A 25,875-nucleotide genomic window follows, 5' to 3' on the forward strand; every position below is an offset into this window, starting at 1 on the left:
CCGGGGCCATGCGTCAGAATGCGCCGATGCCCCGGGCCTTTGCAGGCAGGCCCGGAACCCGCCCCAGAACGAACCGCGGAGGTCCGCCATGGATTTGCAATACCAGCTCAAGGCCGGCAGTTACTGCCTGTACGACATGCGCGAGACGCCCAGTGCCATCACGGGCGAGCGCCGCTGCCGGCTCAGGACCGAGCTGGTGGCCATTGCCTTCGACCGGATCACGGGCCAGGTCCACGAGCATGGCTCGCCCACGCGCATCCATGCCTGGGCGCTGTGCACGCGCAGACGGCTGCGCGCGGCCGGTGACTGGGACCAGGCCGACAGCATCGTCGTGGTCTCCGGCCCCCTGCCTGTGGACGAGATCAACAAATGCCTGGGCATACGCGGCTACTGCCGCCGCATGTTCCAGCGCCTGGCCAGCCTGCCGCACGGCAAGCTGCAGCCCCACGCGCATTCGCACGCTCATGGTGCCCACGGCGCCTACGGAGCTTACGGCGCCCATGCAGGCCGGCACCAGAGCCATCAGGGCCAGCAGCGGCGGGCTGCCTGAAGGCCCGCGCGCCTGCCCGGCGCGGCCTCACTCGGGACTCAGGTCCTGCTCCTCATCTTCATCGCGCGGCTCGGCATGCTTGACGATGGTCACCGGCAGCCGGCTGTTGCGAGCCACCTCGCGCGAGACCGAGCCGATCAGCACGCGCCGCAGGCCGCCCTGGCCCAGCGCGCCGATGATGATCTGCTCGCAGCCCGTGCTCTCGGCAATGTCGGCCAGCGCGGCGGCGGGCTCGCCCAGGCCGATCTCCACCTCGTAGGAAATGCCGGCCGCCCGCACCAGGGCCACGGCCGGCGCCACCAGGTGCATGCCGGCGTCCACGCTGGCGGCGGCGATCATGTCCGAGTCCTGCGTGGCCAGCTCGAACAGCGAGGCCTCCTGCTGCACATGGGCCAGCACGAAATGCGCCTGAAGGCCCTGGCGCACCAGGGAGATGGCGTGGTGCACGGCATCCAGCGAGGGCTCGGACCCGTCGACGGCAATCATGATCTTCAGCATGCAGACCTCCTTTTTTGTAGCTGGCGAATCGCAACCACCCCAGTGTAGACGCGGGCCGGCTAAGCCGGACGGGCTCCGGGGACAGTCGCGGCGCGTCCGACACGCGCATGCGGCCATCTGGGACAATGGAGGGCTATGCTGCAATTCGACCTGCTCAAGACCGATCCCTCCAGCCACGCGCGCCGCGGCCAGCTCACGCTCAACCACGGCGTGGTGCAGACACCCATCTTCATGCCCGTGGGCACCTATGGCACCGTCAAGGGCGTGATGCCGCGCAGCCTGCAGGAGATGGGCGCGCAGATCATCCTGGGCAACACCTTCCACCTGTGGATGCGCCCGGGGCTGGACATCATGCAGAGCTTCGGCGGCCTGCACGGCTTCGAGAAGTGGGACAAGCCCATCCTCACCGACTCGGGGGGCTTTCAGGTCTGGAGCCTGGGCGCCATGCGCAAGATCACCGAGGAAGGCGTGCACTTCGCCAGCCCCGTCAATGGCGACAAGCTGTTCATGTCGCCCGAAGTCAGCATGCAGATCCAGACGATCCTGAACTCGGACATCGTCATGCAGCTGGACGAATGCACGCCCTACGAGACCAACGGCCACAAGACCACCGAGGCCGAGGCACGCAAGAGCATGGAGATGAGCCGCCGCTGGGCCAAGCGCTCCAGCGACGAATTCCAGCGCCTGGGCAACCCCAACGCGCTGTTCGGCATCGTGCAGGGCGGCATGTACGAGAACCTGCGCGAGGAATCGCTGCAGGCCCTGGTCGAGATGGACTTCCCCGGCTACGCCGTGGGCGGCGTCTCGGTGGGCGAGCCCAAGGACGAGATGCTGGCCATCATGGCCCACACGCCCCACCGCCTGCCGGCCCACAAGCCGCGCTACCTGATGGGCGTGGGCACGCCCGAGGACCTGGTGCAGGGCGTGGCCGACGGCGTGGACATGTTCGACTGCGTCATGCCCACGCGCAATGCGCGCAACGGCACCATCTTCACGCGCTATGGCGACCTGAAGATCCGCAATGCCCGCCACAAGACCGACCACCAGCCGCTGGACCCCAGCTGCACCTGCCACGCCTGCGCCGGTGCCAGCGGCGTGAGCTGGGAGCAAGGCGGACGCGACGGCTTCTCGCGCGCCTACCTGCACCATCTGGACCGCTGCGGCGAGATGCTGGGCCCCATGCTCACCACCATCCACAACCTGCACTACTACCTGAACCTGATGCAGGAAGTGCGCAATGCGCTGGAGGCGGGCAACTTCACTGAAATGCGCGCACGCTTCAAGGCCGAGCGCGCCCGGGGCGTCTGACGCCCCGCAGCCGATCGTTCAGGTCACTCAGGTGGTCAGGGTCGCTCAGGTCGCCATATCCTTGAGCGACCAGGACACGCCGGTCTCGAAGCCGGCACGCATCTCGTCGGCCACGCGCTCCAGCTCGTCCAGAAACAGGCGCATGGCGGCCGCCCTGGTGTAGCCGATGCGCTGGTACAGACAGCTTGGCAGCTGTGCTCCTGCATCGTGCAGGGGCCGCCAGAGCAGGCGGCCGGCCGCCACATCCTCGGCCACGTTGTCGGGCACCAGGAATCCCAGGGCCGTGCTGCCGGCCACAAGGCGCCGCACCATGGGCACGGAGCTGGTCTCCACCAGCGGCCGCTGCTGGTGCAGGGCTGCGCTGTCCATCTGCTCCAGCATGCTGCGCAGCTCCATGCCCGGCGCCATCAGGATCAGCGGATAGGCCACGCAATCGCGCAGGCGCAGCAGGCGCGGCTCGGTGGCCAGCGGATGGCCGGGGGCCATCACCGCGCCCAGCGGCTGGGGCCAGGCCCGCACCTCCTGCACGCCGGGCGGCGGCGGGCGGCGCAGGCAATAGGCCACATCGATCTCGCCCTGCGCAACGCCGCGCAGCAGCTCCTCGCCCGTGCCCGAGCGCACGCTGAAGGTGATGCCCGGATAGCGCCCGTGCAGGCTGGCGATCACCAGGGGCAGCAGGTACTCGGCCGTGGCATGGGACACGCCCACGCGCACATGGCCCCGGCGCAGGGCGCGCAGGTCCTCCACCTGGGCCAGCGCGTTGTCGAAGTCACGCTGGCTGCGCCGCACGGCCGCCAGCATCAGCTCCCCGGCGGTTGTCAGCTGCATGCCGCGCGGCAGGCGGTCGAACAGCGGCACGCCGACCTGGGCCTCCAGATTGAGGATTTGCTGGTTCACGGCGGCCGCCGTCAGGTGCAGTGTGACGGCGGCCTTGCGCACCGAGCCACGGCGAGCCACCTCGTCGAAACAGCGAAAGGCCTGGGAGATTGCGGGCATGGCGCGGAGTGTAAATTTTTATCTGACACCTCATCCAAAATAAACAGCTATTCCTGACGCTTGCGACTGCCTACAGTGGCGCTCATTCCCCGCCCTCCTTTGAAAGCAGCCCATGGCAAGCACCGTAGACCAAGTCACCCAGCGCCGCCGCGGCGTCGGACTCATCGCCCACGACCCCGCCCTTTCGGCCGGCGGCTACACCCTGATCGCGCCGCAGACGGCCGACGGCCATGTCTACCTGGTGGACATCGAGGGCCGCGTGGCCCATGAATGGAAGCTGCCCGTGCGAGCGGGCCGCCATGCCGTGATCCTGCCCAACGGCAACCTGGGCTACAACGGCAACCATCCCCGCTCGCCCGACCGCTATGCGCCGTGGTCCATGTGGCACGGCGGCGATTTCTACGAGGTCACGCCGCAGGGCGAGATCGTCTGGCGCCACGAGGACCCGGACCACCACCATGACGCGCAATGGCTGCCCAACGGCCACCTGCTCTATGCCGCCTGCGCGCCCGTGCCCGAGGGCTTTGCCGAGCGCGTGCCCGGCGGCACCGCGCACGGAACCGGCGAGGTGATGTACGGCGACGTGATCCGCGAGGTGGACCGCAGCGGCCGCCTGGTCTGGGAATGGAAGGCCTGGGAGCACCTGGAGCCCGAGGACTTCCCCATCCACCCGGGCTTTGGCCGCTACCACTGGCCGCTGGTCAACGGCCTGGGCGTGAGGGCCGACGGCAGCGTGCTCATGAGCCTGCGCACCACCTCCGGCATCATCGCCGTGGACAAGGCCAGCGGCGCGGTGACGCTGCACATTCCGCCTTCCGTGGTCTCGCACCAGCACGCGCCCGTGGCGCTGGCCAACGGCCACATCCTGGCCTTCGACAACGGCAACTTCCGCGAAGGCGCCCACGTGGCCTTCTCGCGCGTGGTGGAGATCGATCCGGCCGACCACCGCGTGGTCTGGAGCTACCAGGACGAGATGGTCAACGCCTTCTACACAGCCTTCATGGGCAATGCCCAGCGCCTGTGGAACGGCAACACCCACATCACCGAATCGGCCACGGGCCGGCTCTTCGAGGTCACGCCTGCGGGGGAAGTGGTCTGGGAATACATCCTGCCCTGGTTCGCCGAGTATCCCGATGCCGCAGCGCGCCGCACCGGCCCCGGCCGGCTCAACAGCGTGTTCCAGACCTGGCGCTACCACGCGGACCAGCTGCCCTGGCTGGGCGCTGCCGGGAGGCTGGCATGAGCCTCAACCGCAGGCAACTGGCGGCCTGGATGCTGGGCGCGCCCTGGCTTTCGCCGGCAGCCCGCGCCTCCACGGCTGGGGCCGACGCCTGGCCCAGCCAGCCGCTGACCGTGGTGGTGCCCTTTTCGCCAGGCGGCAGCGTGGACGTGGCCGCACGCCTGGTCATGCCGAGGCTGGCCGAGCGGCTGCACCAGCCCGTGGTCATAGAGAACACGGTGGGCGCCTCGGGCACCATCGCCACCCAGCGTGTCATCAAGGCCCGGCCCGACGGGCACACCGTGCTGTTTGGCGTGGCCAGCTGCGTGCTGATCGCGCCGCTGGTCTCGCCAGAACGCTTTCGCTATGACGGCCTCAGGGAGCTGCTGCCCGTGGCGCCCGTGGCCTCTTCGGCCTTCGTGCTGGCAGGCCGCCCCGACCTGCCGGCCGCCACGGCGGCCGAGCTGGTGCAGCTGTCACGCCAGCAACCGGGCCGGCTGACCGTGGGCACCGACGGCGTGGGCACCAGCCTGCACCTGACGGCCGAAATGCTCCAGCAGCAGGCCGGCCTGTCATGGACGCATGTGCCCTACAAATCCGGCCCGCAGGCGCTGACCGAGCTGGCAGGCGGGCAGATCGACCTGGCCGTGCTGCCCGTGGCCCTGGTCCAGTCCTTCGTGCGCGAGGGCAAGCTGCGCGGCCTGGGGGTGACATCGCGCCAGCGGGCCGCCACCTTGCCGCAGACACCCAGCCTGTCGGACACGGCGGTCTGGCAGGCGTTCGATGTCGAAGCCTGGCAAGGCCTGCTGCTGCCAGCCCGCACCGATGCCCGCATTGCAGAGCGCCTGGCCCGGGAGACCGCCGCCGTGCTGGCCGAGCCGGAACTGGTGCGCAAGCTGGCCGAGGCCGGCTTCAAGCCCATGGTCATGGAGCAAGCCCAGTTCACCGCCCACCTGCAAAGGGAGAGAAAGCTGCTGGAGGCCACCGTGCAGGCCGCCCGCCTGCAAGGCACAGGCTGACCCGGCCAGGCCTGGCCAGGCGCTGCTTGCGGTGCTACTGCAGGGCGCCGGGCGAGACAAACGAGAGGCCCGCCATCTGCACCAGGGTCCGGCCCCGGGTCAACGGGTAGGAGGGCGAAGGAGACAACGCGCGCGGCTGCAGCCGGAAAAAGGCCTTGCCGCCACAGCGCTGGCCCAGCATCTCGAACTCGGCGCCTTCCAGGCGGCAATCCACCTGCAGGCCCGGTGCGGGCACATGGGCGATGCCAGACAGCTGCGACAGGCGCTGCAGCGCATCGGGCTCGGGCAGCACGGTGGTTTCGGCGCTGCCATCGACATGCTGGACATGCACGGGCCGGCCAGCCAGGACCTTGAGCGGATACACGAGCTCCAGGCCCGCCCGCCCGGCGCGCAGGCCCCGCTGCAGGCCGCCGTCGACATCCCCCTGGGCTCGCGCCCAGCACGTGAAGCTCAGTCCGCGCGCCGAACCCACGATGCGCACGCGCCAGGCCAGGCTCAGCTCCTCGCAGTCCACCACCGTTTCGTAGAAGGCCTCGAAGCGGCCGGCCCGCTCGCGCAGGCTCAGTTCGCCCGCGCCATACACACAGCGGTCACCCTGTCCGTCGCGCGCCACAAAGGCCATGGAGCGCAGGATGTCGACGCCGCCATAGCGGACATTGCGCAGGCCGCCGTCGGCCAGTTCGGCGCGGAGCGGGCCGGCCTGCAACTGGCGGGGGCCGGACTGCAGATGCCTATCCCAGCCTTGCGCAGACACCACGATGCCAGCGCCCTCGGGCCCGTTGCCGGCGATTTCAGCGAACCATTGGTTCATATTTGCACCCTTGTCCATTCCGAGCATGGATGCCGATGCTATGGATGATCGGTGCGCATGAATAACGATGTTTTCTGTCACTCGTCGTGAGCTGCACTCACAAGCGGTCAGGCATTCCGGCATCAGTCCGGGGGGCCGGGGCGCCGCTCAAGGCCTGCGGGGTCTGTTGCGGCTCCAGCACCGTGCAGTTGCGGCCCTGGGCCTTGCCTCGGTACAGCGCCGCATCGGCGCGCGCGATGGTGGCCTCCACCGATTCGCCCGTGCGGTACTGCGCCGCGCCCAGCGTGCAGGTGACGCGGGCGCCCTCGCCCAGGGTGTGCGTCCACGGAGCCTCGGCAATGCGCAGGCGCAGGCGCTCCAGCAATTCGCCGGCCTGGGCAAGGCCGGTGTCCGGCAACACCAGCAGGAATTCCTCGCCGCCATAGCGGCCCACGCCATCTGTACTGCGCAGCTGCGACTTCAGCAGCGCGCCGAAAGCGCGCAACACGCGGTCGCCGCCTTCATGGCCAAAGCTGTCGTTGATGCGCTTGAAGTGGTCTATGTCCAGCAACGCGACGCACAGCACCTCGCCACGCTCCTGGGCGGCAGTGCGCACTTCGTGCAGCCGCTCCATCACGCCGCGCCGATTGCTGACGCCGGTCAGGTCGTCATGGCGCAGCAAGGCCTCGATCTGCGCCAGCGCAGCGGCCAGCTTGTCATTGGCGATGCCCAGCCGGTACTGCATGCTGCGAAAGAAGGTCGCCTGCACGCTGCAGCGCACCACGGCCCCCAGCACCACGCCGAAGGCCAGCAGCTGGCCCGCAGCCGTGTCCGTGGTCATGCGCATCAGCGGACCCCGCCAGCAGATGATGGCGGCCACGGCAACAAGGGTACCTATCCACGTCAGCCAGAAGCTGGTGCGGCTGCGTGCGAGAAAACCGTCGGCGCTGAAGGCGATCAGCATCACCATCGACTGGAACGCCAGCGCGGGTGCCGCCATGACCATGCCCAGCACGCCGATGATGGACACCAGCTGGTGCGTGAGGAACATGCCCGGATCGCGCAGCTTGTGGCACCAGTCGCTGGCATAGGCCCAGGTGATGAAGCCCATGCCGGCCGCCACCCACAGTCCATAGCCCAGCACCACGGGCCAGGGCGCGTAGCCGGCCCATGCATGGCCCAGGAACAGCAGCAGCGCATAGAGATGGCTGAGCAGCACGGAGATGTGCAGCTGCCAGGTGCGGCGTTTCCAGCGCTCCAGGTGCAGCGCCTCGTCCACCAGCGGTGACGCCGGCTTCGGCCCCCAAAGGAGGCGGTCGGGAAGATTCCGGGAAATGGAGGAAAGCACGGGCATGCAATGAAGCGCGGCGGGCCGGCGGCCCCGATGGGCGCCCATTGTGACCGCATCCGGGAAATCCCGAGGAGCGCGCTCCCCCGCAGGGGATGAACAGGCCCTATCGCAGGCTGTGCGTCTAGGACGCGCGCGGCGGCCGCACATCCTCGGCCACCACGATCTGGTTGCGCCCGCAGGCACGGCCATGCAACAGGGCTGCCTCGGCCCGCTGCACCAGCCGCTCCGAGGTCTCGCCCGCCTGGAACTCCGCCACGGCCAGGGTCAGGGTTAGCGGGTCCTTGTCGGGATCGGGGATGGGCGTTTCGCTCCAGCGCTGCTGGCGCACACCCTCGCGCACGCGCTGCAGGGCCCAGACGGCCTGGACCGAGGCGGTATCGGGCATCACCAGCATGAAGGTGTCGTCGCGGTAGCGGCCTATGCCGTCCACGGTGCGCAGATGCGTGACCAGCAGGCCGCTGAGCATGAGCAGCACGCGGTCCTGCAGCGAGGGGCCCTTGTAGGCCTGGTGAACACCCACGCGCTCCACCCACGGGTCCAGCTCCAGCAGCACCACGCAAAACGGCTCGGGCTTGCGGGCATGGCGTTCGCGCAGGCCATCGACGACATCCATCAATCGCGCGTAATTGGCCACGCCGGTGAGTGTGTCGCGCCCCGTGGGCAATTGCAGCGAGCCCACGCGTTTTTGCAACTGCTGCACATCGTCGGCCAGTTGGCCGCAATAGCTCGACAGCTGCGCCAGCTCCTCGGTGTACTGGCGCTGCATGCGGCTCAGCGCCTGCCACAGCGCCAGCGCATGCACGGCCAGCGGCAGCAGCACGCTGGCCAGCCACAGGATGCGCACGGCGACCGGGCCCGGCGCCATCTGCGGCATGGGCCTGGCCACCACCACGGCGCAGAGCATGGCCAGCATGGCGCACAGCACCACCACCTGGCCCGTGGGCAGATGCAGCGCCTGCTCGCGCTCGCCATCCCAGGGCAGCCAGGCGACGGCCGCCAGCCACAGCAGGGCACAAGCCCAGGCCAGGGTCGGCTGCCATGCCGCCAGCAGCAAGGCCATCGTGGCCTGTATCCAGCCATGGCCGCGCAGCGTCCGGGTCAGCGGCAAGCCGGCTGCATGGCAGCGCCAGATCCAGGCCATGCCGGCCAATGCCGACAGCGCGGCGTAGGCCGCCCATGCTTTCCATGAAGAAGGGCCCGCCAGCACATGACCTGCCAGAAGGGCCGCCCCCACGGCCCAGGCCGCAAGGGGAAGGACATGGGCGGACCCGCCGGCCGGTGGGTGGGCGGGTTGCGCTGGCGTGTGTTGTGGGGGATACGGCAGCTGGCGTGACATGGCATCCTCGCTGAAGACATCTGCGCCCCGGCCGAGCGCGCAAGCCATGGTGTACCACAACCCCGTGCAGCTTCAAGGGGCTTGGAGCCCCTGACGGCCAGGCCGGCTCAGCCTGGCGCCGGCCCGGGCTCCTGCGCCCGGGGCAGCACCGCGCCCGCCTTTCTGCTGTGGCCATCGGCCTGGGCGCCGCAGCTGTGGCAAAAGCGTACAAAGGCGCTCTTGCGGGTGCTGCAGCTGCCGCAGCGGTCGAACAGGCCGATGCCGCAGTGGGGACAGAAGTCGATGGCGCCGTCCTTCAGATCCACGGGGCGCTCGCAGCCCGGGCACACGCCCTTGGCCAGGCGGGCCAGGGCCACGTCGTAGCCCAGTTCCTGGCGCCGCTGCGTCTCCGGCAGCGATTCCTGCTGCTTTTGCCTTTCAAGATAGCGGTTCAGGCCCAGGATGGCCGCGCGCCCCAGCAGCACCGTCACCACGATACCGACCACATAGCGCACGTAGCCGCCGTAGTCGGGCAGGTACGGCACAAGTTCAACGAAGAAAGCGAACAGTGCAAAGAAGATGAATCCCCAGACGAAGGGCCACCAGGTGCTCTTGCGCTGTTTGGCGAACAGCCAGCCGGCCGCCAGCAGCAGCGGCAGGGTCAGCGCCAGGCGGTAGAGAAAGACACGCAGCTCGACGGCGCGCATCTCCTTGCGCCAGGATTCCATGGCACCGTCGCGCAGATCGTCCCATTGGCGGTTGGCCGCGTCCAGGCGCTGCCGCGCCCGCAGGCTCGTATCCTGCAGCCGCTCCACGGAGGCGCGGGCGGTGTTCTCTTCCTGCTTGATGGCATCGAGCGCCTGGGTGCGCGACAGCAGTTCGCTGTCCTGCTCGGGCCGGGCGGTGGCACGGCGCGTGGCCACCCAGTTGTCGAAGGTCTCGCGCGCCGAGCGGTAGCGCGACTGCGCGGCCTGGTACTTGAGCCGTGCGTTCTCCAGCGCCGTTTCCGCCTTGTCGTGGTCGGCATCGGCGGCCTTGATCTCGGCCTTCACGGGCTCGGCCGCCTCGGGCGCGATGAAGTCCTCCACCGTGCGCGGCGACTCGACCTGGGGCAGGTCGCCCACCACCAGGCCGCCCAGGCCGATGAGGAAGGACGCGAACACCACCGCCACCAGCCACAGGCCTCGGCGGAACCATTTCTCGGGCAGACGCAGGGCCTTGCTCATGGGGAAACTCCTGTTTCAGTGGCCTGCGGCCGAGGAAGACCGCAGGCGGAGGAAGAGCCGGTCCGGCTCAGGGCAGCACGCGCACCGGACCCGCCAGCTGGCTGCGCTGCAGCCACTGCGTCACCGACTCCACGGTCACGGTCTCTATGCGGCTGGCATAGCGCTTGTCGTTGGGATGGTCGTCGAAGGCGATGTTGGCGGCCGTCACGCGCCCGCCCAGCCGCGACAGCGCGCGGATGACCAGCACGCCCGGCTCGTAGCCCTTGAACTGCAGCCAGGCCTGGGCCTGCTGGCGCCGCTGCACCGTGGCCGGCTCCATGGCGGCGGCCAGGGTTTCGGTGGCCCACTGGTTGGACTGCTGGTAGCGCTGGCCCCAGGCATAGCTGACCATGCTGTAGGGCTCGTGCTGCAGGCGCAGCACGGTCTGGGGCTGGGTCAGAAAGGTCCACAGCGCCTGCTGCACGGCGGGCGTGGGCACCTGAACGCCGGCCTCGTAGCGCCACAGGTCGTCCAGAAAGAATTCGCCCAGGCCCTGGCGGTAGACATGGCCGCCGGCCGTGCCGCATTCGTTGAGCTTGTGCGCCACGCGCCAGGGGCCTTCGGGGGTCCTGTAGGCCCAGCCGTAGTGCGAGTAGTGCAGGTCGTACTTGCTCAGGTCCTGGCCCACGCGCGCCAGCAGCACGACACGGGTGCCGTTCTTCGCATATTCGGCATCCAGCGCCTGGGATGTGCGCTGGGCCAGGTCCAGGCCCTTTTGCAGGGACTGGGGCGTGAGGGGCTTGTCCTCGCAGCTGCGCCCTGCATGGGCCGTGCCCAGCGCGGCGGCCAGCAGCAGGCCCAGGCAGGCGGCACGGGCTGCAGGGGAAGGAGAAAGCAGCGGTTTCATGGCGGGTATCACAGGCGTTCGTTGTGCAGCAGGGCCTTGCCCATCTCGTTGGGGATGAAGGCCAGCACCTTGCCGGCCGCCGAGATGATGACGCCCGTGCCGATCACGCTGCAGGTCAGCACCGTGCCCACGGCGTAAGCCGAGGCGGAGGCGCCTCGCCCCACCACTTCCACGCTGGCCTGGGCGCCGTCGGAGGCACGCTCCAGCAGATAGACCGTGCCCGTGGCCGAGGCCTGCACCGCCTTCACGGTCAGCACCGCGCCGCCCACCGACAGCGCGGCCGGCACGGCCACCACGGCGCCAGCGGCCGCCGAAGCCACCGAAGCCGTGCCCACCACGGAGGCCACGGGCAGCATGGACAGCGCCACCGAGGCCTCGCTTTGCGCATGGGCTGGCGCCATGGCCAGGGCTGCGCACAGCGCACCAGCGGCCAGCAGGGCACGCGGCAGGCGCGCGAAAACGGATTGGTTGACCATCATTGCTTGGACTCCTGGAAATGCGGGGAAGGGGCGGACATCACTCGGCGTCGGCCGGTTGCGCGGCCTCGCGGCGGCCATGCAGGCGGGCCTGCGCCAGGTCGGCCTCGTGGCGGTCACGCAGCATCTTGGCCAGCGTGAAGGCGGTGGTGATGAGATAGAGCCAGCTCACGCCCAGGAAGGCCTTGTAGGTCACGTTGATGTCCATGCTCACCAGCCCCCAGCCGGTCAGCGCCATGGACACGGCAAAGCCGCCCCAGACCACCAGCTTCCACATGGGCGTGTCGCCTGCGCCGCTGCGGCCGCCCTCGTTGTCCCGCACGAACTTGGCCAGCACGAAGGCGGCCGAGAGGCAGAACACATAGCCCATCACCATGAAGGCCTGCTCCAGCTGCTCGCCGGGCAGCCATGCCAGGCCGATGGCGCACAGCGAGACCGCAATGCCGAACGACACCCACACCTGGAGTTGCCAGGCCCGGGTATCACGCTGAACGACGATGGGAGAAGAGGACATTTGCCGAGGTGCCCCTCAAGGGCATTGGTTGAACACGGGACGCATGGTGCCCAGACGTAACTTGCGTGTCTGCATTCAACCGTAACAGTGGCCAGACACAGGCCATCGAGTATCTAAAAACGGTACTTTTCAAGTTTTTGACTGTTGTTTACACCCCAAAAAGTTCCTGCATGTGACACCAGCACACAGGACATCGGGCACGGCACCTGGGCGACAGGAACCCTGCGGCGCGCCACAGACAATGCGCCCACCCCGGCTGCAGTGCAGCGGGCAATCGCACGTTCGCCACGCTGATTGATGGAGATCTCCCATGACCAAACCCTTTGACCTCGTCGTCCACGGCGCCACCGGCTTCACGGGCCGGCTGGTGGTGGAGTACCTGCTCAGGCGCTACCCCGCAGGCAGCGGCCTGCGCTGGGCCATGGGCGGGCGCAATGCCGCCAAGCTCGCGGCCGTGCGCGACGAGCTGGGCGCGCCCGCCGATACCCCGCTGGTGGTGACCGACACCGGCAATCCCGCAAGCCTGCAGGCGCTGATGGAGCAGGCCCGCCTGGTGCTGACCACGGTGGGCCCCTACCAGCTCTACGGCAACGAACTCGTGGCCGCCTGCGCCCGCGCCGGCGTGGACTATGTGGACCTGTGCGGCGAGCCAGCGTGGATGCGCCAGATGATCGATGCCCACGAGGCCGCAGCCCGGGCCAGCGGCGCGCGCATCGTGTTCTCCTGCGGCTTCGATTCCATTCCCTTCGACCTGGGCGTGTTCATGCTGCAGCGAGAGATGCAGGCCCGCTTCGGCCAGCCCGCCCAGCGCGTGCGGGGCCGGGTGCGCAAGATGAAGGGCACCTTCTCGGGCGGCACGGCCGCCAGCCTCAAGGCCACCATGGCGGCGGCCGCCGCCCAGCCGGGCGTGCTGGATCTGCTGCGCAATCCGTTCTCGCTCACGCCGGGCTTCGAGGGCCCGCGCCAGCCCTCGGGCAGCAAGCCCATGGTGGACGAGGTGCTGGGCCTGTGGGTGGCGCCCTTCGTGATGGCGGCCATCAACACGCGCAACGTGCACCGCTCCAACTTTCTGCTGGGCCATGCCTATGGCGCCGACTTTGTCTACGACGAGATGATGGTCACAGGCGCAGGCGAAAAGGGCGAGGCCCTGGCCAACGCCGTGGCGGCCGACAAGTCGCTGGGCGCGGACGACGGCCCCAAGCCTGGCGAGGGGCCATCGCGCGAAGAGCGTGAATCGGGCTTCTACGACGTGCTGTTCATCGGCACCGACACGGCCGGCCACAGCCTGCGCGTGGGCGTCAAGGGCGACCGCGATCCGGGCTACGGCTCCACGTCCAAGATGATCACCGAGGCCGCCGTCTGCCTGCTGCAGGACGCCCCGGACACGCCCGGCGGCATCTGGACCACGGCGCCTGCCATGGGCGACGCGCTCATCGCCAGGCTCAAGGCCAATGCCGGCCTGAGCTTCACGGTGGAGGAACAGAACCCCTCTTAGGCCGCCAGCAGCCGCTGCACGCGCTCGCGCAGCAGCGCGGGCTGCACCTCGGTCTGGGCCATGGGCTGGCCCACGTTCAGGCCCACACGGTTGAACAGGCCACGGCGGAAGGGCCGCACCATGGCGCCGCCCTGCTCGATGCGGCTGAAGTACGAGCCCCAGAGATTGGTCAGCGCCATGGGGACCACGGGCACCTGCAGGCCATCGGCCTGGGCGCGCTCGACGATCTTCATGATGCCGCCACGGAACTCCTGCAGCTGCCCGTCGCGCGTGATGCCGCCCTCGGGGAAGATGGCCAGCAGGTCGCCCTCGCGCAGCACCTGGGCGGCGCGCTCGAACGCAGCCTCGTAGGTGGCGGGATCTTCCTTCTGGGGCGCAACGGGGATGGCCTTGGCCAGGCGGAACAGCCAGCCCAGCAGGGGCACGCGGAAGATGCGGTGGTCCATCAGGAAGTAGATGGGCCGGGGGCTGGCGGCCATGAGCAGCACGGCATCGACAAAGCTCACATGGTTGCAGGCCAGGATGGCCGCGCCGGTGGCCGGGATGTGCTCGTCGCCCTGCACCTTGAAGCGGTACACGAAGCGCGAGACCACCCAGGCCACGAAGCGCAGCAGGTACTCGGGCACCAGCAAGAAGATGTAGGCCGCCACCACGGCATTGGCAATGCCCGTGATCAGGAAAACCTGGGGAATGCTGAAGCCCGCCGCCAGCAGCGCGCCGGCCAGCACGCTGGAGGCGATCATGAACAGCGCGTTGAGGATGTTGTTGGCCGCGATGATGCGCGCGCGGTGCGTGGGCTGGCTGCGCATCTGGATCAGCGCGTACATGGGCACGCTGTAGATGCCGGCCGACAGGGCCAGCATGCCCAGGTCGGCCATCACGCGCCAGTGCGCGGGCTGGGCAAAGAAGGCACCCACGCCCATCAGCTCGGAGGCCGGCAGTGCGCGCGAAGCAAAGAACAGGTCCACGGCGAACACGCTCATGCCGATGGCGCCCAGCGGCACCAGGCCGATCTCCACATGGCGGCGGCTGAACACCTCGCACAGCAGCGAGCCCGTGCCGATGCCCACGGAAAACACCACCAGCAGCAGCGAGGCCACATGCTCGTCGCCATGCAGCACCTCCTTGGCAAAGCTGGGGAACTGGGCCAGGAACACGGCGCCGAAGAACCACATCCAGCTGATGCCCAGCAGCGAGCGGAACACGGCGGGCTGCTCGCGGGCCAGCTGCAGGTTGCGCCAGGTCTCGGTGAAGGGGTTCCAGTTGATGACCAGGTGCGGATCGGTGGCCGGCGCATTGGGGATGAACTGCGCAAAGATCCGCCCGATCACCGCCAGCGCCAGGCAAGCCACGGCCACCTGCAGATGGCCGACCTCGGGCACGGCCACCAGCAGGCCGCCGGCCACGTTGCCCAGCAAGATGGCCACGAAGGTGCCCATCTCCACCATGCCGTTGCCGCCCGTCAGCTCGCGCTCGCTGAGCACCTGGGGCAGGTAGGCGAACTTCACGGGGCCGAACAGCGTGGAGTGCAGGCCCATCAGGAAGACGCAGCCCAGCAGCAAGGGCACATTGGCCTGGATGAAGCCCCAGGCGGCCAGCGCCATGATGGCGATCTCCAGGTTCTTGACCAGGCGGAACATGCGCGTCTTGTCCCACTTGTCCGTCAGCTGGCCCGAGGTGGCCGAGAACAGCAGGAACGGCAGGATGAACAGCGCCCCGATCACCAGCCCCGCCATGGCCGAAGGCAGCCAGGAGACGCTGAGCTGGTAGGTCACCATCACGGTGAGCGCGAACTTGAACAGGTTGTCGTTGGCCGCCCCGGAAAACTGCGTCCAGAAGAACGGCGCAAAGCGCCGCTGGCCCAGCAGGGCGAACTGGTTGGGGTGCTCGTGCGCGGCCGATGGCACGGCGCCGGCCGTTGCGGTGGGGGCAGACGGGCTGCCGGTCTCTTGCTGGAACATCTTGTCTTCCCTCAACGGTTGGTGGCGCCGCCGTGGCCGCACGCATCGGCGCACATTGTGCCCGTACTGGCCATGCGCGCCGTGCCGGCCGCACGCAGCGCGGTGATCACGGGCAGGGCGGCGGCCGCCGCCACCACATGCTTGAGGCTGTGGCCGGACACCAGCCCGCCGGTGGCCTCGAAGACGGCCGCATCGCCCCACTCCAGCAGCTTGGCCGCGCCATACCAGGCGATCACCATGCCCAGGCGCAGCGCCAGCGCGCCATGGCGCGGCGCCACGCAGGCCAGGCCCAGCACCGCCAGCATGCCGCCGCCCTGCACCAGCGCCCAGGGCAGCAGGTTGCCGCCATGCAGCCAGACCAGCACCGAGGCCACGGCGGCGACCAGCATGGCCACCGCGGCGCGCACGGCCACGCGGTCGGCAATGCGCGATTGCAGCGCCAGTCCCAGCATGCCGGCAAAGGCCATGGACATGCCCAGCCGGTCGCCGGCCAGGGTGGCATCGTGGGGGGCCCAGTGGTAGACGGACGAACCTATGGCCGAACACGCCAGCCCCGTGAAGAACAGCGCGGCCAGCCAGCGCAGGGCCGGCGCCAGCGCCTGGCTACGCCGGTCCAGCAGCAGGCGCGCCCCCGTCACGGCAGCCCAGGCAAAGCCCAGGTTGCTGAGCACATCCAGCGCATGGGGCAGCGGCCCCCAGGCGCGCTGGTCGGCAAACGCGTGAAAGTCCTGGGGCTGCGGCACTGCAGGGCCAATCAAGGCGGCCAGCAGCAGCAAGGCGGCGCCCCAGTACAGCGCGCGCAGGGCGGCGGCCGGTGAAATCGATACGGATGGCATGTGTTGCTCCTCGTGGAAAGTGGGGCGGAGTGTGGCGAGCCACCGGCCCTTCCAGCATCGTTTTTCTGCACCCGCCGCGCAAACCAGCACCTCGGGTATCGATAATCGCTACCCATGAGCACCACTGCCGACCTCGTCATCGCCCTCAAGAAGGAACTCAAGGCCGCCCAGATGACCTATGCCGACCTGGCGCGCGCCCTGGGCATGGCCGAGTCCAGCGTCAAGCGCATGCTGGCCAAGGGCGACATGCCGCTGTCGCGCATCGATGCCATCTGCCGCGCGCTGAGCCTGGACTTCGCCGACCTGGCGCGCCGCGTGGCCGACAGCCAGCCGCTGCTGCAGGAGATGACGCCGGAGCAGGAGAACGCCGTGGTCGCCGACCGCAAGCTGCTGCTGATGGCCATCTGCGTGCTCAGCCAGTGGACGCTGGAGCAGATCGTGGCCACCTACCGCATGACCGAGGCCGAAGGCATCCGCTACCTGGCCCAGCTGGACCGCATCGGCATCATCGAGCTGCGCCCCGGCAACCGCTACCGGCTGCGCCTGGCCAAGACCTTCCGCTGGCGCGCGCGCGGGCCGGTGATGGAGTACTTCCGCGAGAACGCCGTGCTCGACTATTTCGGCGGCGGCTTCGACCAGCCGGGCGAGGGCATGCTGATGGTGCACGGCTCCATCGGCCGGCATCTGGCGCCCAGCTTCGTGGAACGCATACAGCGGCTGGCCCATGATTTTTCCCAGCAGCACCTGCAGGACCAGCGCCTGCCGCCCGGCCAGCGCGAGGGCTACACCCTGGTGCTGGCCATGCGCAGCTGGGAATTCACGGCGTTCACGGCCCTGAGAAGAGGCACTGTCTGACGGCGGCTGCAGGACGGCAGCCTGCGCTGCAGCGCCTGGCAACAAGGCTTCACCAAGGCGATACACAAGATTGCAAGACTTCGCGTCGCGGCAACCCGGGCTTGACGCAGCACTCGCACCATGCAGTCATGGATTCCCGTCACAGGGACTCCAGCCCGATGAACCAAGGACAAGGAGCCGCCATGATTTCCCTTCGCACACCGCTGATCGCCGCGACCGTGGCCCTGGCCGGATGGGCCGGGACCGCGCAGGCCCAGGCCAACGTGACCTACGCGGCGCCGGGTGCCGCCATCTCTGTGCAGTTCGGCGCGCCGCCCCCCATGCGCTACGAGGCCGTTCCGGCACCGCGCCGCGGCTATGTGTGGGCGCCGGGCTACTGGCGCCCGCAGGGCCACCGCCATGCCTGGGTGGCCGGCCACTGGGTCAAGGCGCGCCCCGGCTATGTGTACCGCCAGCCCGTGTGGTCGCAGCACGGTGGCCGCTGGGGCTACGCACCCGGCCGCTGGGACCGTGACCGCGACGGCGTGCCGGACCGCCATGACCGCCGGCCCAACAACCCCTACCGCCATTGAGAGGCGCCTGCGCCCGGCATGAAGCCCGCCCCATCGGCGGGCTTTTTGCTGGCAGCCCCGGGCATGCCCACACTGGCTTCATACCAACATATGCATATAAAAGTGGCTCATTAAGTTCTCAGGAAAATATGGGAATTGATTCACCGGATTTCCCTGCACACCATGCGCCCCTCGCTTTTCCGCTCCTGGATTCCCGCCGCCGCCGCGGCCCTGGCCGTCCTCGGCTCCACCGCAGCGGTGGCAGCCGATTCGGCGGCTTCGTGGCCGCACCAGCCCGTGACCATGATCCTGGGCTTCCCGGCAGGCTCGGGCGTGGACGTGATCGCGCGCGGCGTGCAGGAGCCGCTGTCCCAGCGCCTGGGCCAGCCGCTGATCATTGACTACAAGTCGGGAGCGGCCGGCAACATCGCCAGCGAGATCGTGGCGCGCGCCAAGCCGGACGGCTACACGCTGGCCTTCGGCACGGCGGCCACGCACGGCAGCAATGCGGCGCTTTACAAGAAGCTGCCGTTTGACGTGGAAACCGACTTCGTGCCGGTGGCGCCGCTGATCGATGTGTCCAACGTGCTGACCATCAATCCCAACGTGATCAACGTCAGGAACCTCAAGGAGTTCGTGGACGAGATCAAGGCCAACCCCGGCAAGTACAACTACGCCTCCACGGGCAACGGCGCGGGCACGCACATGGCCTTTGCAGAGTTCAATGCGCGCCTGGGGCTGAACATGGTCCACGTGCCCTACAAGGGCGGCCCCGAGGCCATCACCTCGGTGCTGCGCGGCGAGACCTGCTGCATCATGAACCAGGTCCAGACCGTGCTGCCGCACTACAAGAGCGGCAAGGTGCGCCTGCTGGGCGTGACCACGGCCAAGCCCGTGGAAGTGATCAAGGAAGTGCCCACCATCGCCTCCAGCGGCCTGACGGGCACCAAGGGCTTCGACAGCTCGATCTGGTTCGGCATCTTCGCGCCCAAGGGCACGGACCCCGCCATCGTGGCCAAGCTCGGCCAGGCCGTGCGCGAGGTGCTGGAGCTGCCCGAGGTGCGTGCGCGCTTCGAGTCCCAGGGCAATGCCATCCGCATAGAGACGCCCGAGCAGTTCAAGAAAACCGTGCACAACGACCGCCTGAAGTGGGCACAGGTGGTCAAAGACGCGAAAATCAGCATCGATTGATGCCGCGCGCGCCCGCAGGCCCTGCACCGCTGGCGCGCCTTTCCTCGTGAGTTCCTGGTGAGTCTATGTCCCTGACCGAACCGGCTGCCCCGGCCCCTGCGGGCCTGGCTGCCCTTGAAGAACGCCTGCGCGACGACCTCGTCGCCCTGGGCTGGCCTGCCAAGGCCTGGATCCCTCCCTCCACCCGCGACGGCCAGCCCGTGCACGATGTCCTGGTCATCGGCGCCGGCCAGGCCGGCCTGGCCCTGTCGGCCGCGCTGTCCCAGCTGGGCATCGCGGCCGTTTTGCTGGACAAGGCCCCGCTGGACTTCGAAGGCCCCTGGGCCACGACGGCGCGCATGGAAACCCTGCGCTCGCCCAAGGAGCTGACCGGCCCCGCGCTGGGCCTGCCCTCGCTGACCTTCCGCGCCTGGTTCATCGCCCAATGGGGCCGCGAAGCCTGGGCCGCGCTGGACAAGATCCCGCGCCTGCAGTGGATGGACTACCTGCGCTGGTACCGCCGCGTGATGCGCTGCGACGTGCGCAACGGCCACCAGGTCACGGCCATCCGCCCGCAGGCCGACGGCACGGTCGAGGTCGATGTGACGGCCGATGGCGCCTCGCGCACCTGGCTGGCGCGCCGCGTGGTGCTGGCCACGGGCCGCGACGGCCTGGGCGGCCCGCAGATCCCCGCCTTCATGCAGGGCGTGGACCGCAGCCGCTGGGCACACTCCTCCGACGTGCTCGACTACGGCCGCCTGGCCGGCCTGCACGTGGGCGTGGTGGGCGCGGGCTCGTCGGCCATGGACAGCGCGGCCACCGCGCTGGAGAACGGCGCCGCCAGCGTGGACCTGCTGGTGCGCCGCAGCGACCTGCCGCGCATCAACAAATCCAAGGGCTCGGGCACGCCCGGCCTCACGCACGGCCAGTTCCTGCTGCCCGACGCCTGGAAATGGCGCATACGCCACTACATCAACGTGCAGCAGGTGCCACCGCCGCACGGCAGCACGCTGCGCGTCTCGCGCCACGCCAACGCCCACTTCAACCTGGGCTGCGCCGTGCAGAAGGTGGAGCAGGACGGAGACCGGCTGCGCGTGGACACGCCGCGCGGCGTGTTCGTGCTGGACTTCCTGATCGTCTCCACCGGCTTTGCCATCGACTGGCGCCAGCGCCCCGAGTTCGCCGACCTGGCGCCCCATGTGCGCATCTGGAGCGACCGCTTCGTGCCCGAGGCGGGTGCCGAGGACCAGGAACTGTCGGACTCGCCCGACCTGGGCCCGCTGTTCGAGTTCCAGGAAAAGACGCCCGGCGCCCTGCCCGGCCTGGACCATGTGCACTGCTTTTGCTATCCGGCCGCGCTGTCGCACGGCACGGTGTCGGGCGATATCCCCGCCATCAGCGACGGCGCGCGCAAGCTGGCCCAGGGCCTGGCCTCGCTGTTCTACCGCGAGGACCTGGAACACCACTACGCCCAGCTGCAGTCCTATTCCGAGCCCGAGCTCGACGGCAGCGAATGGACGCCCGCCGACCCCGAAGCCCGCGTGCGGGCCCTGGCAGACAAGACCTGAGATACCCATGACCACCGCCAACGACACCATCGACCGCCTGGCCGGCCTGACCGACCAGTCCCCTGTTTTCGCCACGCGCCGCCAGCGCGACAAGGTGGCCATCGCCACCCAGGCCTGCGAGGACCTGCTGCTGGGCGACGGCCTGGCCGACAGCCTGTCGCGCGCCGAGCGTCTGGTGCTGGCCAGCGAGCAATGCCGCGTCAGCGGCGTCCAGGCCCTGGCCGATGAATACCGCCAGCGTGCCGAGTCCCTGGGCGACGCCCTGACGCCCGCGCTGCGCACCGTGCTGGCCCAGCCCGGCGCCCAGACCGGCAACGCCCGCCTGGATGCGGCCCTGCACTTTGTGCGCACCCTGGCCCTGCACCCGGCCGAGAGCGACCGCGCGGCCCTGCTGGCCATGCCCGAGTCCGGCCTGTCCATCGACGACACCGTACTGGTGGCCCAGCTGGTGGGTTTCATCGCCTACCAGTTGCGCCTGTTCGCGGGCGTGCAGGCCATGGTCGCGCTGGGCGGCCAGGCCAGCACGCCGGCTGCCGAAGCCGCCGCCGCACCCTTCGTGCACCCCGCCAACCTGCCGCCACCGGGCGAGCCGCTGCGCCGCAACGGCTACACCAGCGAAACGCTGGACTGGACGTCCTGGCTGCCCGTGCTCGACCCCGCCACGGCCACGGCCGAGCAGCAGGCCGTGCTGGACCTGAGCCACCCCAAGGCGCGCACGTCGGACTTCTACCTGCTGCTGGCCCGCCAGCCGCGCGTGCTGTCGGAGCGCTCGCAGGCCTTCAACGCCATCATGTACGCGCCCGGCGGCCTGTCGCGCGCCGAGCGCGAGGTGGCGGCCACGGCCGTGTCGCGCTCCAACGGCTGCGTGTACTGCGCATCGGTCCACGCCCAGCGTTTCGAGCAACTGGCCAAGCGCAACGATGTCATGGCACAGATGTTCGACGACCCCGACACGGCCGGCACCAATGCGCGCGAACGCGCCATCATCCAGTCCTCGCTGGCCCTGACGCGCGCACCGGGCAGCTTTGGCGCAGCCCAGCTGCAGCCGCTGCGCGATGCCGGCCTCACCGACCAGGAAATCCTGGACATGCTGCATTCGGCCGCGCTGTTCGGCTGGGCGAACCGGTTGATGCTCAATCTCGGGAAGGAGAAGTACATCACCCCCTGAGGCGCTTACGCGCCTTCCCCCTCTCTACCCGCTTCGCGGGGAGGGGGACGACACCCTCGGTGCGGGGCGGCGCGGCCGGCGTAGGCCCTTCCTCGGTGTCCCTGACTTGGGCCGCGCCGGTTTTTATGCGCTGTGCCTTGAGACGCGGCGCTTCACCTCAGTACACATCCCTGCGGTAACGGCCTTCGACGATCAGGTCTTCGACGGCGGTAGCGCCCAGGATGTCGGCCAGCGCGGCATCGACGCCTGCGGCCATGCCGTCGGCGCTGCCGCAGACGTAGAGCACGGCGCCATCGGCGATCCAGTCGCGCAGGGGGTCGGCGGCTTCGCGCAGGGCGTCCTGCACGTAGCGGCGCCGGGCCTGGTCGCGGGAGTAGATGAAGTCGGCGCGCTGCAGCTTGCCTGCGGCCAGCCAGCCGGAGACCTCGGCCTCGCAGTACCCGTCATGGGCCCGCTGGCGTTCGCCGAACAGCAGCCAGTTGCGGTGGCGGCCTGCGTGCATGCGCGCCAGCAGGTGGCCGCGCAGGCCGGCATAGCCGGAGCCGTTGCCGATGAAGATGGCCGGCGCATCGGGCTCGGCATCTACCTCTTCACGCGGCTCGAAGGCGCGGTTTTCCACCAGTCTCATGGCCACGGAGGTGCCCCGGGCCGCATGTGCCGTCAACCAGCCCGACGCCACGCCCAGGCCGCCGTCATGGCGGGCCTGGCGCACCAGCAGCCGCACATGGCCGTCCTGCGGCAGCGAGGCGACCGAGTAGCTGCGCGGCAGCAGGGGCCGCAGCGCATCGGCCACGGCCTGGGGCGCGGTGCCGGGGGCGATGTCGCCCGGGGCCGGCAGTACGCTGGCGGCCAGCGCCTCGGCCAGCGTGCAGGTCTGCTGGCGCCATTGCACGGGGGCCGAGCCGTCACATTCCTGGGCGGCCAGCCAGGCCTGCACGGTGGCTGCGCCATGGCGTGGCAGCACCTCGGCCAGCGCACCAGCCCGCCACAGCGGGGCCACGCCTTCGGGCGGTGCCAAGTCCAGCACATAAAGCCCTGCGCCCTGGCTGCCCGCGTTGCACAGGCTGCGCGCCTGCAGCTGCCATGCGGCAAAGGCCGTGGCATCGGCAAGCGGTTCCGCCGAAGACGCAGGCAGGGCATCGCACACGGGCAGCACAGCGCCAAAATGCCCTGCCAGCGCCTGCTGCCAGGCATGCCAGGCCTGGGCGTCCTCGCCATCCATCTCGATCAGCGGAAACACGGGCTGTGCGCCCAGGCGGCGCAGCTGGTGGTCCAGTGCATGGCCAAAGCCGCAGAAGGCCGCGTACTGCCGATCGCCCAACGCCAGCAGGCCGTATTGCAGGTGCGGCAGGGCCGAGCCCGAGGCCGCGCCCAGCAGGCGGGCAAAGCGGCGCGCGGCATCGGGCGGGTCGCCTTCGCCAAAGGTGCTGGCCACGAAGAGCACGCGCCGATGGTGGCGCAGTTGCTCGGCATCCAGCGCCGCCACGGATTGCAGGCTGGCCGCCATGCCCGCCCCCCGCAGCACGGCCACGGTGGCCACGGCCAGGCGCTCGGCGCGGCCGGCCTGGCTGGCGAAGGCGACCAGCACGGTGTCCTGGCCTGCAGGCGCGGACGGTGGCGGGTCCGCCATCAGCGCCTGGCGCTCCTTGGCCAGGGCGCGCGCCTTGCGCCGGCGGTCCAGGTAGAGCATCCAGCCCGTGATGGCGAACAGGGGCATGATCAGCGAGGCCAGCGTCATGAAGATGCGCCCCGGCATGCCGAAATAGGTGCCCATGTGCAGCGGGTAGATGGCACCCACGGCGCGGCGGCCCGTGGGCAGGTCGGCATAGCGCTCGTCGCGCTGCACGGCGCCGTCGGGCAGCAGGGCCATCTGGTTGCGCGCGCGCTCATGGGAGGCTTCGGCATCCAGCCAGCTGATCTGCAGGGGCTGGCCCGCGCGCTCGGGCAGGCGCAGCTGGGCGAACTGCCAGCCATGGGCGATGCGCTCGAAGGCGGCCCAGCCAGGCGCGATGTCGATGGGCTGCTGCGCGCCAGCCGGCTCAGGCCGGCCGCCACCGGGTTTCGAGGACGGCGCCGCGGGAGCGGCCACGCGCGGCGGCACGCCGGCCCAGCCATCCACCGTGCTGCGCACCACGCCAAAGGCCCAGTACATGCCGGTGCAGGTGAACACCACATAGGCCACCAGGGCCCAGGTGCCCGCCACCGAGTGCAGGCCCCAGAGAAAGGAGCGGCCCTTGAGCGCCGGGTCGAAGGTCAGCCAGGTGCGCCAGGACAGCGGCCGGCGCGGCCAGCGCAGGTACAGGCCCGACAGCGACAGCATCAGCAACAGGCCGGCCAGGGTGCCCGTGATCGGCTTGCCGTCATCGCGCGGCAGCAGCAGCCAGCGATGCAGGCGCTCCACCCATTCGAAGAACTCCGTGCCGTGTTGCTCGGGCAGCTGCGCGCCCGTGTAGGGATCGACAAAGACCGTCTGGCCCCGGCGCTGGCCGGCCGGTGGCTTAAAGGCCACCTGGGCCGAGCGGCCGGGCTCGGCAAAGACGGTAATGCGCTGGACCACGCGCTGCTCGCCGGCCTCGCGCAGCGCCTGCGCAATCTGCGGCGGCCCCAGCGGTGGGTCATCGCGCGCAGGCACGGAGACAGTGCCGGGATTCAGCCAGCCCAGGATCTCCTCATGGAACGAGAACACCGCGCCCGACAGCCCGATGACGATGAGCACCATGCCGGCCGTAATGCCGACGAACCAGTGCAACTGGAACCAGATTTTCTTGAAAGTCATGGGGAGCAGGCGGCGGCGTTCAGCGGTCCATCACGGTGCGCAACGGAACATCAGGACAGAACGGTGCATGGAAGGCAGGCGTGCAGGAATGAAGGGGCCAGGCGCCTGTGCGTCGGCCGGGACCCAGGGATGCAAGGCACCCATCAGCGCGAAATTCTAAATTGTTCTCATTTACGGCGTGTTGCACGCGCGATAGGCCCGCAAGGCGGCCTGGGGTTTCGTGCAGGCTTGAGCCGCCGGGATGCAGCGCCTCTACCCAATGGAAATCGCCTGCCGAAACAGGTTCGGCAGGCGATGGTTCAGCGCCTCTTCAACCGTGTGTCAACCGCGTCTACGGCGCAGATTCCACAGGCCTGCAGCCAGCATCAGCAGCATGGCCATGGCGAGCATGCGCGGTTCGAGGGCAGGGATCGGCCGGGCACCCGGTGCCGCCCCCACACGCGCCGGACCGCTGGGATCCACGATCACGCCATTGGCTGCGCGATCGTCATCACCCTGGCCGCCATCGGTGACCACCACCGAGGTCGTATTGCCCGACACCACCGCACCCGCAGGCTGATACCAGGAGTCGGCCGCCCCTGCGGACGCTGGACCGAACTTCCAGTACGCCATGCCGGTCACCGGCCCCGGCCAGGTGACGCTGACCGTGATCGAGCTGCTGGCCGTACAGCCCCGGGCCACGAAGTGCACATTGCCGTACGGGAAGCTCAACTGGCCCGGCGCACCCGCCGCAGCCGCGACGAAGGACGACTGCGACACATCGAACCCGCAGCCCGCGCCACCACCGCTCAAGGTCGCCGTGGCATTGCCTGCCCCGGTGGCTGTCGGGCCCGTGAAGGTCGTTCCGAGCACGTTGAGCGAAGTCGTTGTGGCAGGTCCGGTGTTGCCATTGCCAGGATTGGTCTGGGTCGCGCTGATCGTGTGCAGACCCGGCGTCGGCAAGCCGCCGCCTGGCGTGCAGCTCCACGTCTGATCGGCCGCGACGATTGCCGTACACAGCGTCGTCGAGCCATCCTTCACCGTGATCGTGTAGCCCGGCGTGCCGGTGCCGGATATCTGCGGATAACCTCCCACCGTGGTCGGCGAAACCGTCAGCGTCGGAGCCACCGGCACCTGCGTGCTGGGAGTGACCGGCGTTGCTGGTGTCGATGCACAGTTCACAGTGCAACCTGCCGTCGGATTGACCGGGCTGATGCCGCCCGACGGATCGTAGGAGGCCGTGTTCGTGCTCGAACCCACAGCCGTCGGAACAGCCGGCAGGTTGAAGCTGGTGCTGCCACCGGCCGCCACCGGCGTGGTGAAGCTCACCGTGCAAGACAGGATCGCCGTGCCATTGCCCGCAAACGG

23 protein-coding genes are annotated in these 25,875 nt (G+C 69.4%); 10 read left to right on the forward strand and 13 right to left on the reverse strand.

All coding sequences use genetic code 11. The annotated features are described in order from the left end of the window. The first annotated feature begins 88 nt into the window (after nucleotides 1-88). On the forward strand, nucleotides 89-550 hold the full coding sequence (locus tag ACF8O7_RS17845) for a hypothetical protein (RefSeq protein WP_126313128.1): 462 nt from the start codon (nucleotides 89-91) through the stop codon (nucleotides 548-550). Between the two features lie 27 nt (nucleotides 551-577). On the opposite strand, the gene ACF8O7_RS17850 is transcribed toward ACF8O7_RS17845, so the two are convergent. Beyond that, nucleotides 578-1,048: a universal stress protein gene (locus tag ACF8O7_RS17850; RefSeq protein WP_016450367.1), complete on the reverse strand. Its 471-nt coding sequence runs from the start codon at nucleotides 1,046-1,048 to the stop codon at nucleotides 578-580. A gap of 135 nt (nucleotides 1,049-1,183) precedes the next feature. Between ACF8O7_RS17850 and tgt the strand changes: the two genes are divergently transcribed. Then, nucleotides 1,184-2,356 (forward strand): tRNA guanosine(34) transglycosylase Tgt, encoded by a 1,173-nt coding sequence (tgt, locus tag ACF8O7_RS17855; protein ID WP_016450366.1) that lies wholly within the window; start codon nucleotides 1,184-1,186, stop codon nucleotides 2,354-2,356. Between the two features lie 45 nt (nucleotides 2,357-2,401). On the opposite strand, the gene ACF8O7_RS17860 is transcribed toward tgt, so the two are convergent. Continuing rightward, nucleotides 2,402-3,352 (reverse strand): LysR family transcriptional regulator, encoded by a 951-nt coding sequence (locus ACF8O7_RS17860; protein WP_017406524.1) that lies wholly within the window; start codon nucleotides 3,350-3,352, stop codon nucleotides 2,402-2,404. Between the two features lie 112 nt (nucleotides 3,353-3,464). On the opposite strand from ACF8O7_RS17860, the gene ACF8O7_RS17865 reads away from it, so the two are divergent. After that, the gene (locus ACF8O7_RS17865; protein WP_126313129.1) at nucleotides 3,465-4,595 is read left to right on the forward strand and encodes an aryl-sulfate sulfotransferase; all 1,131 of its coding nucleotides are present in this window, start codon (nucleotides 3,465-3,467) and stop codon (nucleotides 4,593-4,595) included. Continuing rightward, nucleotides 4,592-5,590 (forward strand): tripartite tricarboxylate transporter substrate binding protein, encoded by a 999-nt coding sequence (locus ACF8O7_RS17870; protein ID WP_016454503.1) that lies wholly within the window; start codon nucleotides 4,592-4,594, stop codon nucleotides 5,588-5,590. The genes ACF8O7_RS17865 and ACF8O7_RS17870 overlap by 4 nt, the downstream gene beginning before the upstream one ends. Nucleotides 5,591-5,624: 34 nt before the next feature. On the opposite strand, the gene ACF8O7_RS17875 is transcribed toward ACF8O7_RS17870, so the two are convergent. From ACF8O7_RS17875 to ACF8O7_RS17905, 7 genes are all read right to left on the reverse strand, one after another. Continuing rightward, entirely contained in the window at nucleotides 5,625-6,401 is a 777-nt protein-coding gene (locus ACF8O7_RS17875) for a hypothetical protein (protein ID WP_227472682.1), read from the reverse strand. A 97-nt stretch (nucleotides 6,402-6,498) separates the two neighbouring features. Next, nucleotides 6,499-7,659 (reverse strand): diguanylate cyclase, encoded by a 1,161-nt coding sequence (locus ACF8O7_RS17880; protein ID WP_034369027.1) that lies wholly within the window; start codon nucleotides 7,657-7,659, stop codon nucleotides 6,499-6,501. Nucleotides 7,660-7,852: 193 nt separating this feature from the next. After that, on the reverse strand, nucleotides 7,853-8,872 hold the full coding sequence (locus ACF8O7_RS17885; protein ID WP_227472683.1) for a GGDEF domain-containing protein: 1,020 nt from the start codon (nucleotides 8,870-8,872) through the stop codon (nucleotides 7,853-7,855). A gap of 302 nt (nucleotides 8,873-9,174) precedes the next feature. After that, nucleotides 9,175-10,272, reverse strand: a complete 1,098-nt coding sequence (locus ACF8O7_RS17890; protein WP_126313131.1) for a zinc ribbon domain-containing protein — start codon at nucleotides 10,270-10,272, stop codon at nucleotides 9,175-9,177. 67 nt (nucleotides 10,273-10,339) lie between these two features. Next, the gene (locus tag ACF8O7_RS17895) at nucleotides 10,340-11,158 is read right to left on the reverse strand and encodes a DUF2145 domain-containing protein (protein WP_016450358.1); all 819 of its coding nucleotides are present in this window, start codon (nucleotides 11,156-11,158) and stop codon (nucleotides 10,340-10,342) included. Between the two features lie 8 nt (nucleotides 11,159-11,166). After that, on the reverse strand, nucleotides 11,167-11,637 hold the full coding sequence (locus ACF8O7_RS17900; RefSeq protein WP_016454497.1) for a hypothetical protein: 471 nt from the start codon (nucleotides 11,635-11,637) through the stop codon (nucleotides 11,167-11,169). A gap of 37 nt (nucleotides 11,638-11,674) precedes the next feature. Beyond that, nucleotides 11,675-12,148, reverse strand: a complete 474-nt coding sequence (locus ACF8O7_RS17905) for a YiaA/YiaB family inner membrane protein (RefSeq protein ID WP_043792912.1) — start codon at nucleotides 12,146-12,148, stop codon at nucleotides 11,675-11,677. 310 nt (nucleotides 12,149-12,458) lie between these two features. Here ACF8O7_RS17905 and ACF8O7_RS17910 point away from each other — a divergent pair, with 310 nt between their 5' ends. Further along, on the forward strand, nucleotides 12,459-13,643 hold the full coding sequence (locus tag ACF8O7_RS17910) for a trans-acting enoyl reductase family protein (protein ID WP_017406532.1): 1,185 nt from the start codon (nucleotides 12,459-12,461) through the stop codon (nucleotides 13,641-13,643). Here the strand turns inward: ACF8O7_RS17910 and ACF8O7_RS17915 are convergent. Further along, nucleotides 13,640-15,604, reverse strand: coding sequence for an MFS transporter (locus ACF8O7_RS17915; RefSeq protein WP_160855424.1), 1,965 nt, complete (start codon nucleotides 15,602-15,604; stop codon nucleotides 13,640-13,642). The two genes, ACF8O7_RS17910 and ACF8O7_RS17915, sit on opposite strands and share 4 nt — an antisense overlap. A gap of 11 nt (nucleotides 15,605-15,615) precedes the next feature. After that, a complete protein-coding gene (locus ACF8O7_RS17920; protein ID WP_126313133.1) occupies nucleotides 15,616-16,440 on the reverse strand; it encodes a hypothetical protein in 825 nt (274 codons plus the stop codon). A 114-nt stretch (nucleotides 16,441-16,554) separates the two neighbouring features. Here ACF8O7_RS17920 and ACF8O7_RS17925 point away from each other — a divergent pair, with 114 nt between their 5' ends. The 5 genes from ACF8O7_RS17925 to ACF8O7_RS17945 all read left to right on the forward strand — a co-directional run bounded on the left by ACF8O7_RS17925 (nucleotide 16,555) and on the right by ACF8O7_RS17945 (nucleotide 21,752). After that, entirely contained in the window at nucleotides 16,555-17,295 is a 741-nt protein-coding gene (locus tag ACF8O7_RS17925; protein ID WP_012202467.1) for a helix-turn-helix transcriptional regulator, read from the forward strand. A gap of 182 nt (nucleotides 17,296-17,477) precedes the next feature. Continuing rightward, nucleotides 17,478-17,867 (forward strand): YXWGXW repeat-containing protein, encoded by a 390-nt coding sequence (locus ACF8O7_RS17930; RefSeq protein WP_016450353.1) that lies wholly within the window; start codon nucleotides 17,478-17,480, stop codon nucleotides 17,865-17,867. 162 nt (nucleotides 17,868-18,029) lie between these two features. Continuing rightward, nucleotides 18,030-19,037 (forward strand): tripartite tricarboxylate transporter substrate binding protein, encoded by a 1,008-nt coding sequence (locus tag ACF8O7_RS17935; protein ID WP_017406536.1) that lies wholly within the window; start codon nucleotides 18,030-18,032, stop codon nucleotides 19,035-19,037. Nucleotides 19,038-19,102: 65 nt separating this feature from the next. Then, nucleotides 19,103-20,584: a SidA/IucD/PvdA family monooxygenase gene (locus tag ACF8O7_RS17940; protein ID WP_126313134.1), complete on the forward strand. Its 1,482-nt coding sequence runs from the start codon at nucleotides 19,103-19,105 to the stop codon at nucleotides 20,582-20,584. 7 nt (nucleotides 20,585-20,591) lie between these two features. Beyond that, complete coding sequence (locus tag ACF8O7_RS17945; protein ID WP_016454492.1) at nucleotides 20,592-21,752, forward strand: peroxidase-related enzyme; 1,161 nt, start codon at nucleotides 20,592-20,594, stop codon at nucleotides 21,750-21,752. A 157-nt stretch (nucleotides 21,753-21,909) separates the two neighbouring features. Here ACF8O7_RS17945 and ACF8O7_RS17950 read toward each other — a convergent pair whose 3' ends face one another. Beyond that, a complete protein-coding gene (locus ACF8O7_RS17950) occupies nucleotides 21,910-24,528 on the reverse strand; it encodes a sulfite reductase flavoprotein subunit alpha (protein WP_275824395.1) in 2,619 nt (872 codons plus the stop codon). A 321-nt stretch (nucleotides 24,529-24,849) separates the two neighbouring features. Continuing rightward, a partial coding sequence (locus tag ACF8O7_RS17955; RefSeq protein WP_392443948.1) for a choice-of-anchor U domain-containing protein occupies nucleotides 24,850-25,875 on the reverse strand: 1,026 nt, incomplete at its 5' end.

The organism is Delftia sp. WSY_16, from assembly GCF_043104415.1.
Classification (GTDB): domain Bacteria; phylum Pseudomonadota; class Gammaproteobacteria; order Burkholderiales; family Burkholderiaceae_C; genus Comamonas; species Comamonas tsuruhatensis.

Coding starts and splice junctions, on each gene's coding strand:
- ACF8O7_RS17845 (WP_126313128.1), top strand. CDS start 89: ATGGATTTGCAATACCAGCTCAAGGCCGGCAGTTACTGCCTGTACGAC.
- ACF8O7_RS17850 (WP_016450367.1), bottom strand. CDS start 1,048: ATGCTGAAGATCATGATTGCCGTCGACGGGTCCGAGCCCTCGCTGGAT.
- tgt (WP_016450366.1), top strand. CDS start 1,184: ATGCTGCAATTCGACCTGCTCAAGACCGATCCCTCCAGCCACGCGCGC.
- ACF8O7_RS17860 (WP_017406524.1), bottom strand. CDS start 3,352: ATGCCCGCAATCTCCCAGGCCTTTCGCTGTTTCGACGAGGTGGCTCGC.
- ACF8O7_RS17865 (WP_126313129.1), top strand. CDS start 3,465: ATGGCAAGCACCGTAGACCAAGTCACCCAGCGCCGCCGCGGCGTCGGA.
- ACF8O7_RS17870 (WP_016454503.1), top strand. CDS start 4,592: ATGAGCCTCAACCGCAGGCAACTGGCGGCCTGGATGCTGGGCGCGCCC.
- ACF8O7_RS17875 (WP_227472682.1), bottom strand. CDS start 6,401: ATGAACCAATGGTTCGCTGAAATCGCCGGCAACGGGCCCGAGGGCGCT.
- ACF8O7_RS17885 (WP_227472683.1), bottom strand. CDS start 8,872: ATGGCCTGGATCTGGCGCTGCCATGCAGCCGGCTTGCCGCTGACCCGG.
- ACF8O7_RS17890 (WP_126313131.1), bottom strand. CDS start 10,272: ATGAGCAAGGCCCTGCGTCTGCCCGAGAAATGGTTCCGCCGAGGCCTG.
- ACF8O7_RS17895 (WP_016450358.1), bottom strand. CDS start 11,158: ATGAAACCGCTGCTTTCTCCTTCCCCTGCAGCCCGTGCCGCCTGCCTG.
- ACF8O7_RS17900 (WP_016454497.1), bottom strand. CDS start 11,637: ATGATGGTCAACCAATCCGTTTTCGCGCGCCTGCCGCGTGCCCTGCTG.
- ACF8O7_RS17905 (WP_043792912.1), bottom strand. CDS start 12,148: ATGTCCTCTTCTCCCATCGTCGTTCAGCGTGATACCCGGGCCTGGCAA.
- ACF8O7_RS17910 (WP_017406532.1), top strand. CDS start 12,459: ATGACCAAACCCTTTGACCTCGTCGTCCACGGCGCCACCGGCTTCACG.
- ACF8O7_RS17915 (WP_160855424.1), bottom strand. CDS start 15,604: ATGTTCCAGCAAGAGACCGGCAGCCCGTCTGCCCCCACCGCAACGGCC.
- ACF8O7_RS17920 (WP_126313133.1), bottom strand. CDS start 16,440: ATGCCATCCGTATCGATTTCACCGGCCGCCGCCCTGCGCGCGCTGTAC.
- ACF8O7_RS17925 (WP_012202467.1), top strand. CDS start 16,555: ATGAGCACCACTGCCGACCTCGTCATCGCCCTCAAGAAGGAACTCAAG.
- ACF8O7_RS17930 (WP_016450353.1), top strand. CDS start 17,478: ATGATTTCCCTTCGCACACCGCTGATCGCCGCGACCGTGGCCCTGGCC.
- ACF8O7_RS17935 (WP_017406536.1), top strand. CDS start 18,030: ATGCGCCCCTCGCTTTTCCGCTCCTGGATTCCCGCCGCCGCCGCGGCC.
- ACF8O7_RS17940 (WP_126313134.1), top strand. CDS start 19,103: ATGTCCCTGACCGAACCGGCTGCCCCGGCCCCTGCGGGCCTGGCTGCC.
- ACF8O7_RS17945 (WP_016454492.1), top strand. CDS start 20,592: ATGACCACCGCCAACGACACCATCGACCGCCTGGCCGGCCTGACCGAC.
- ACF8O7_RS17950 (WP_275824395.1), bottom strand. CDS start 24,528: ATGACTTTCAAGAAAATCTGGTTCCAGTTGCACTGGTTCGTCGGCATT.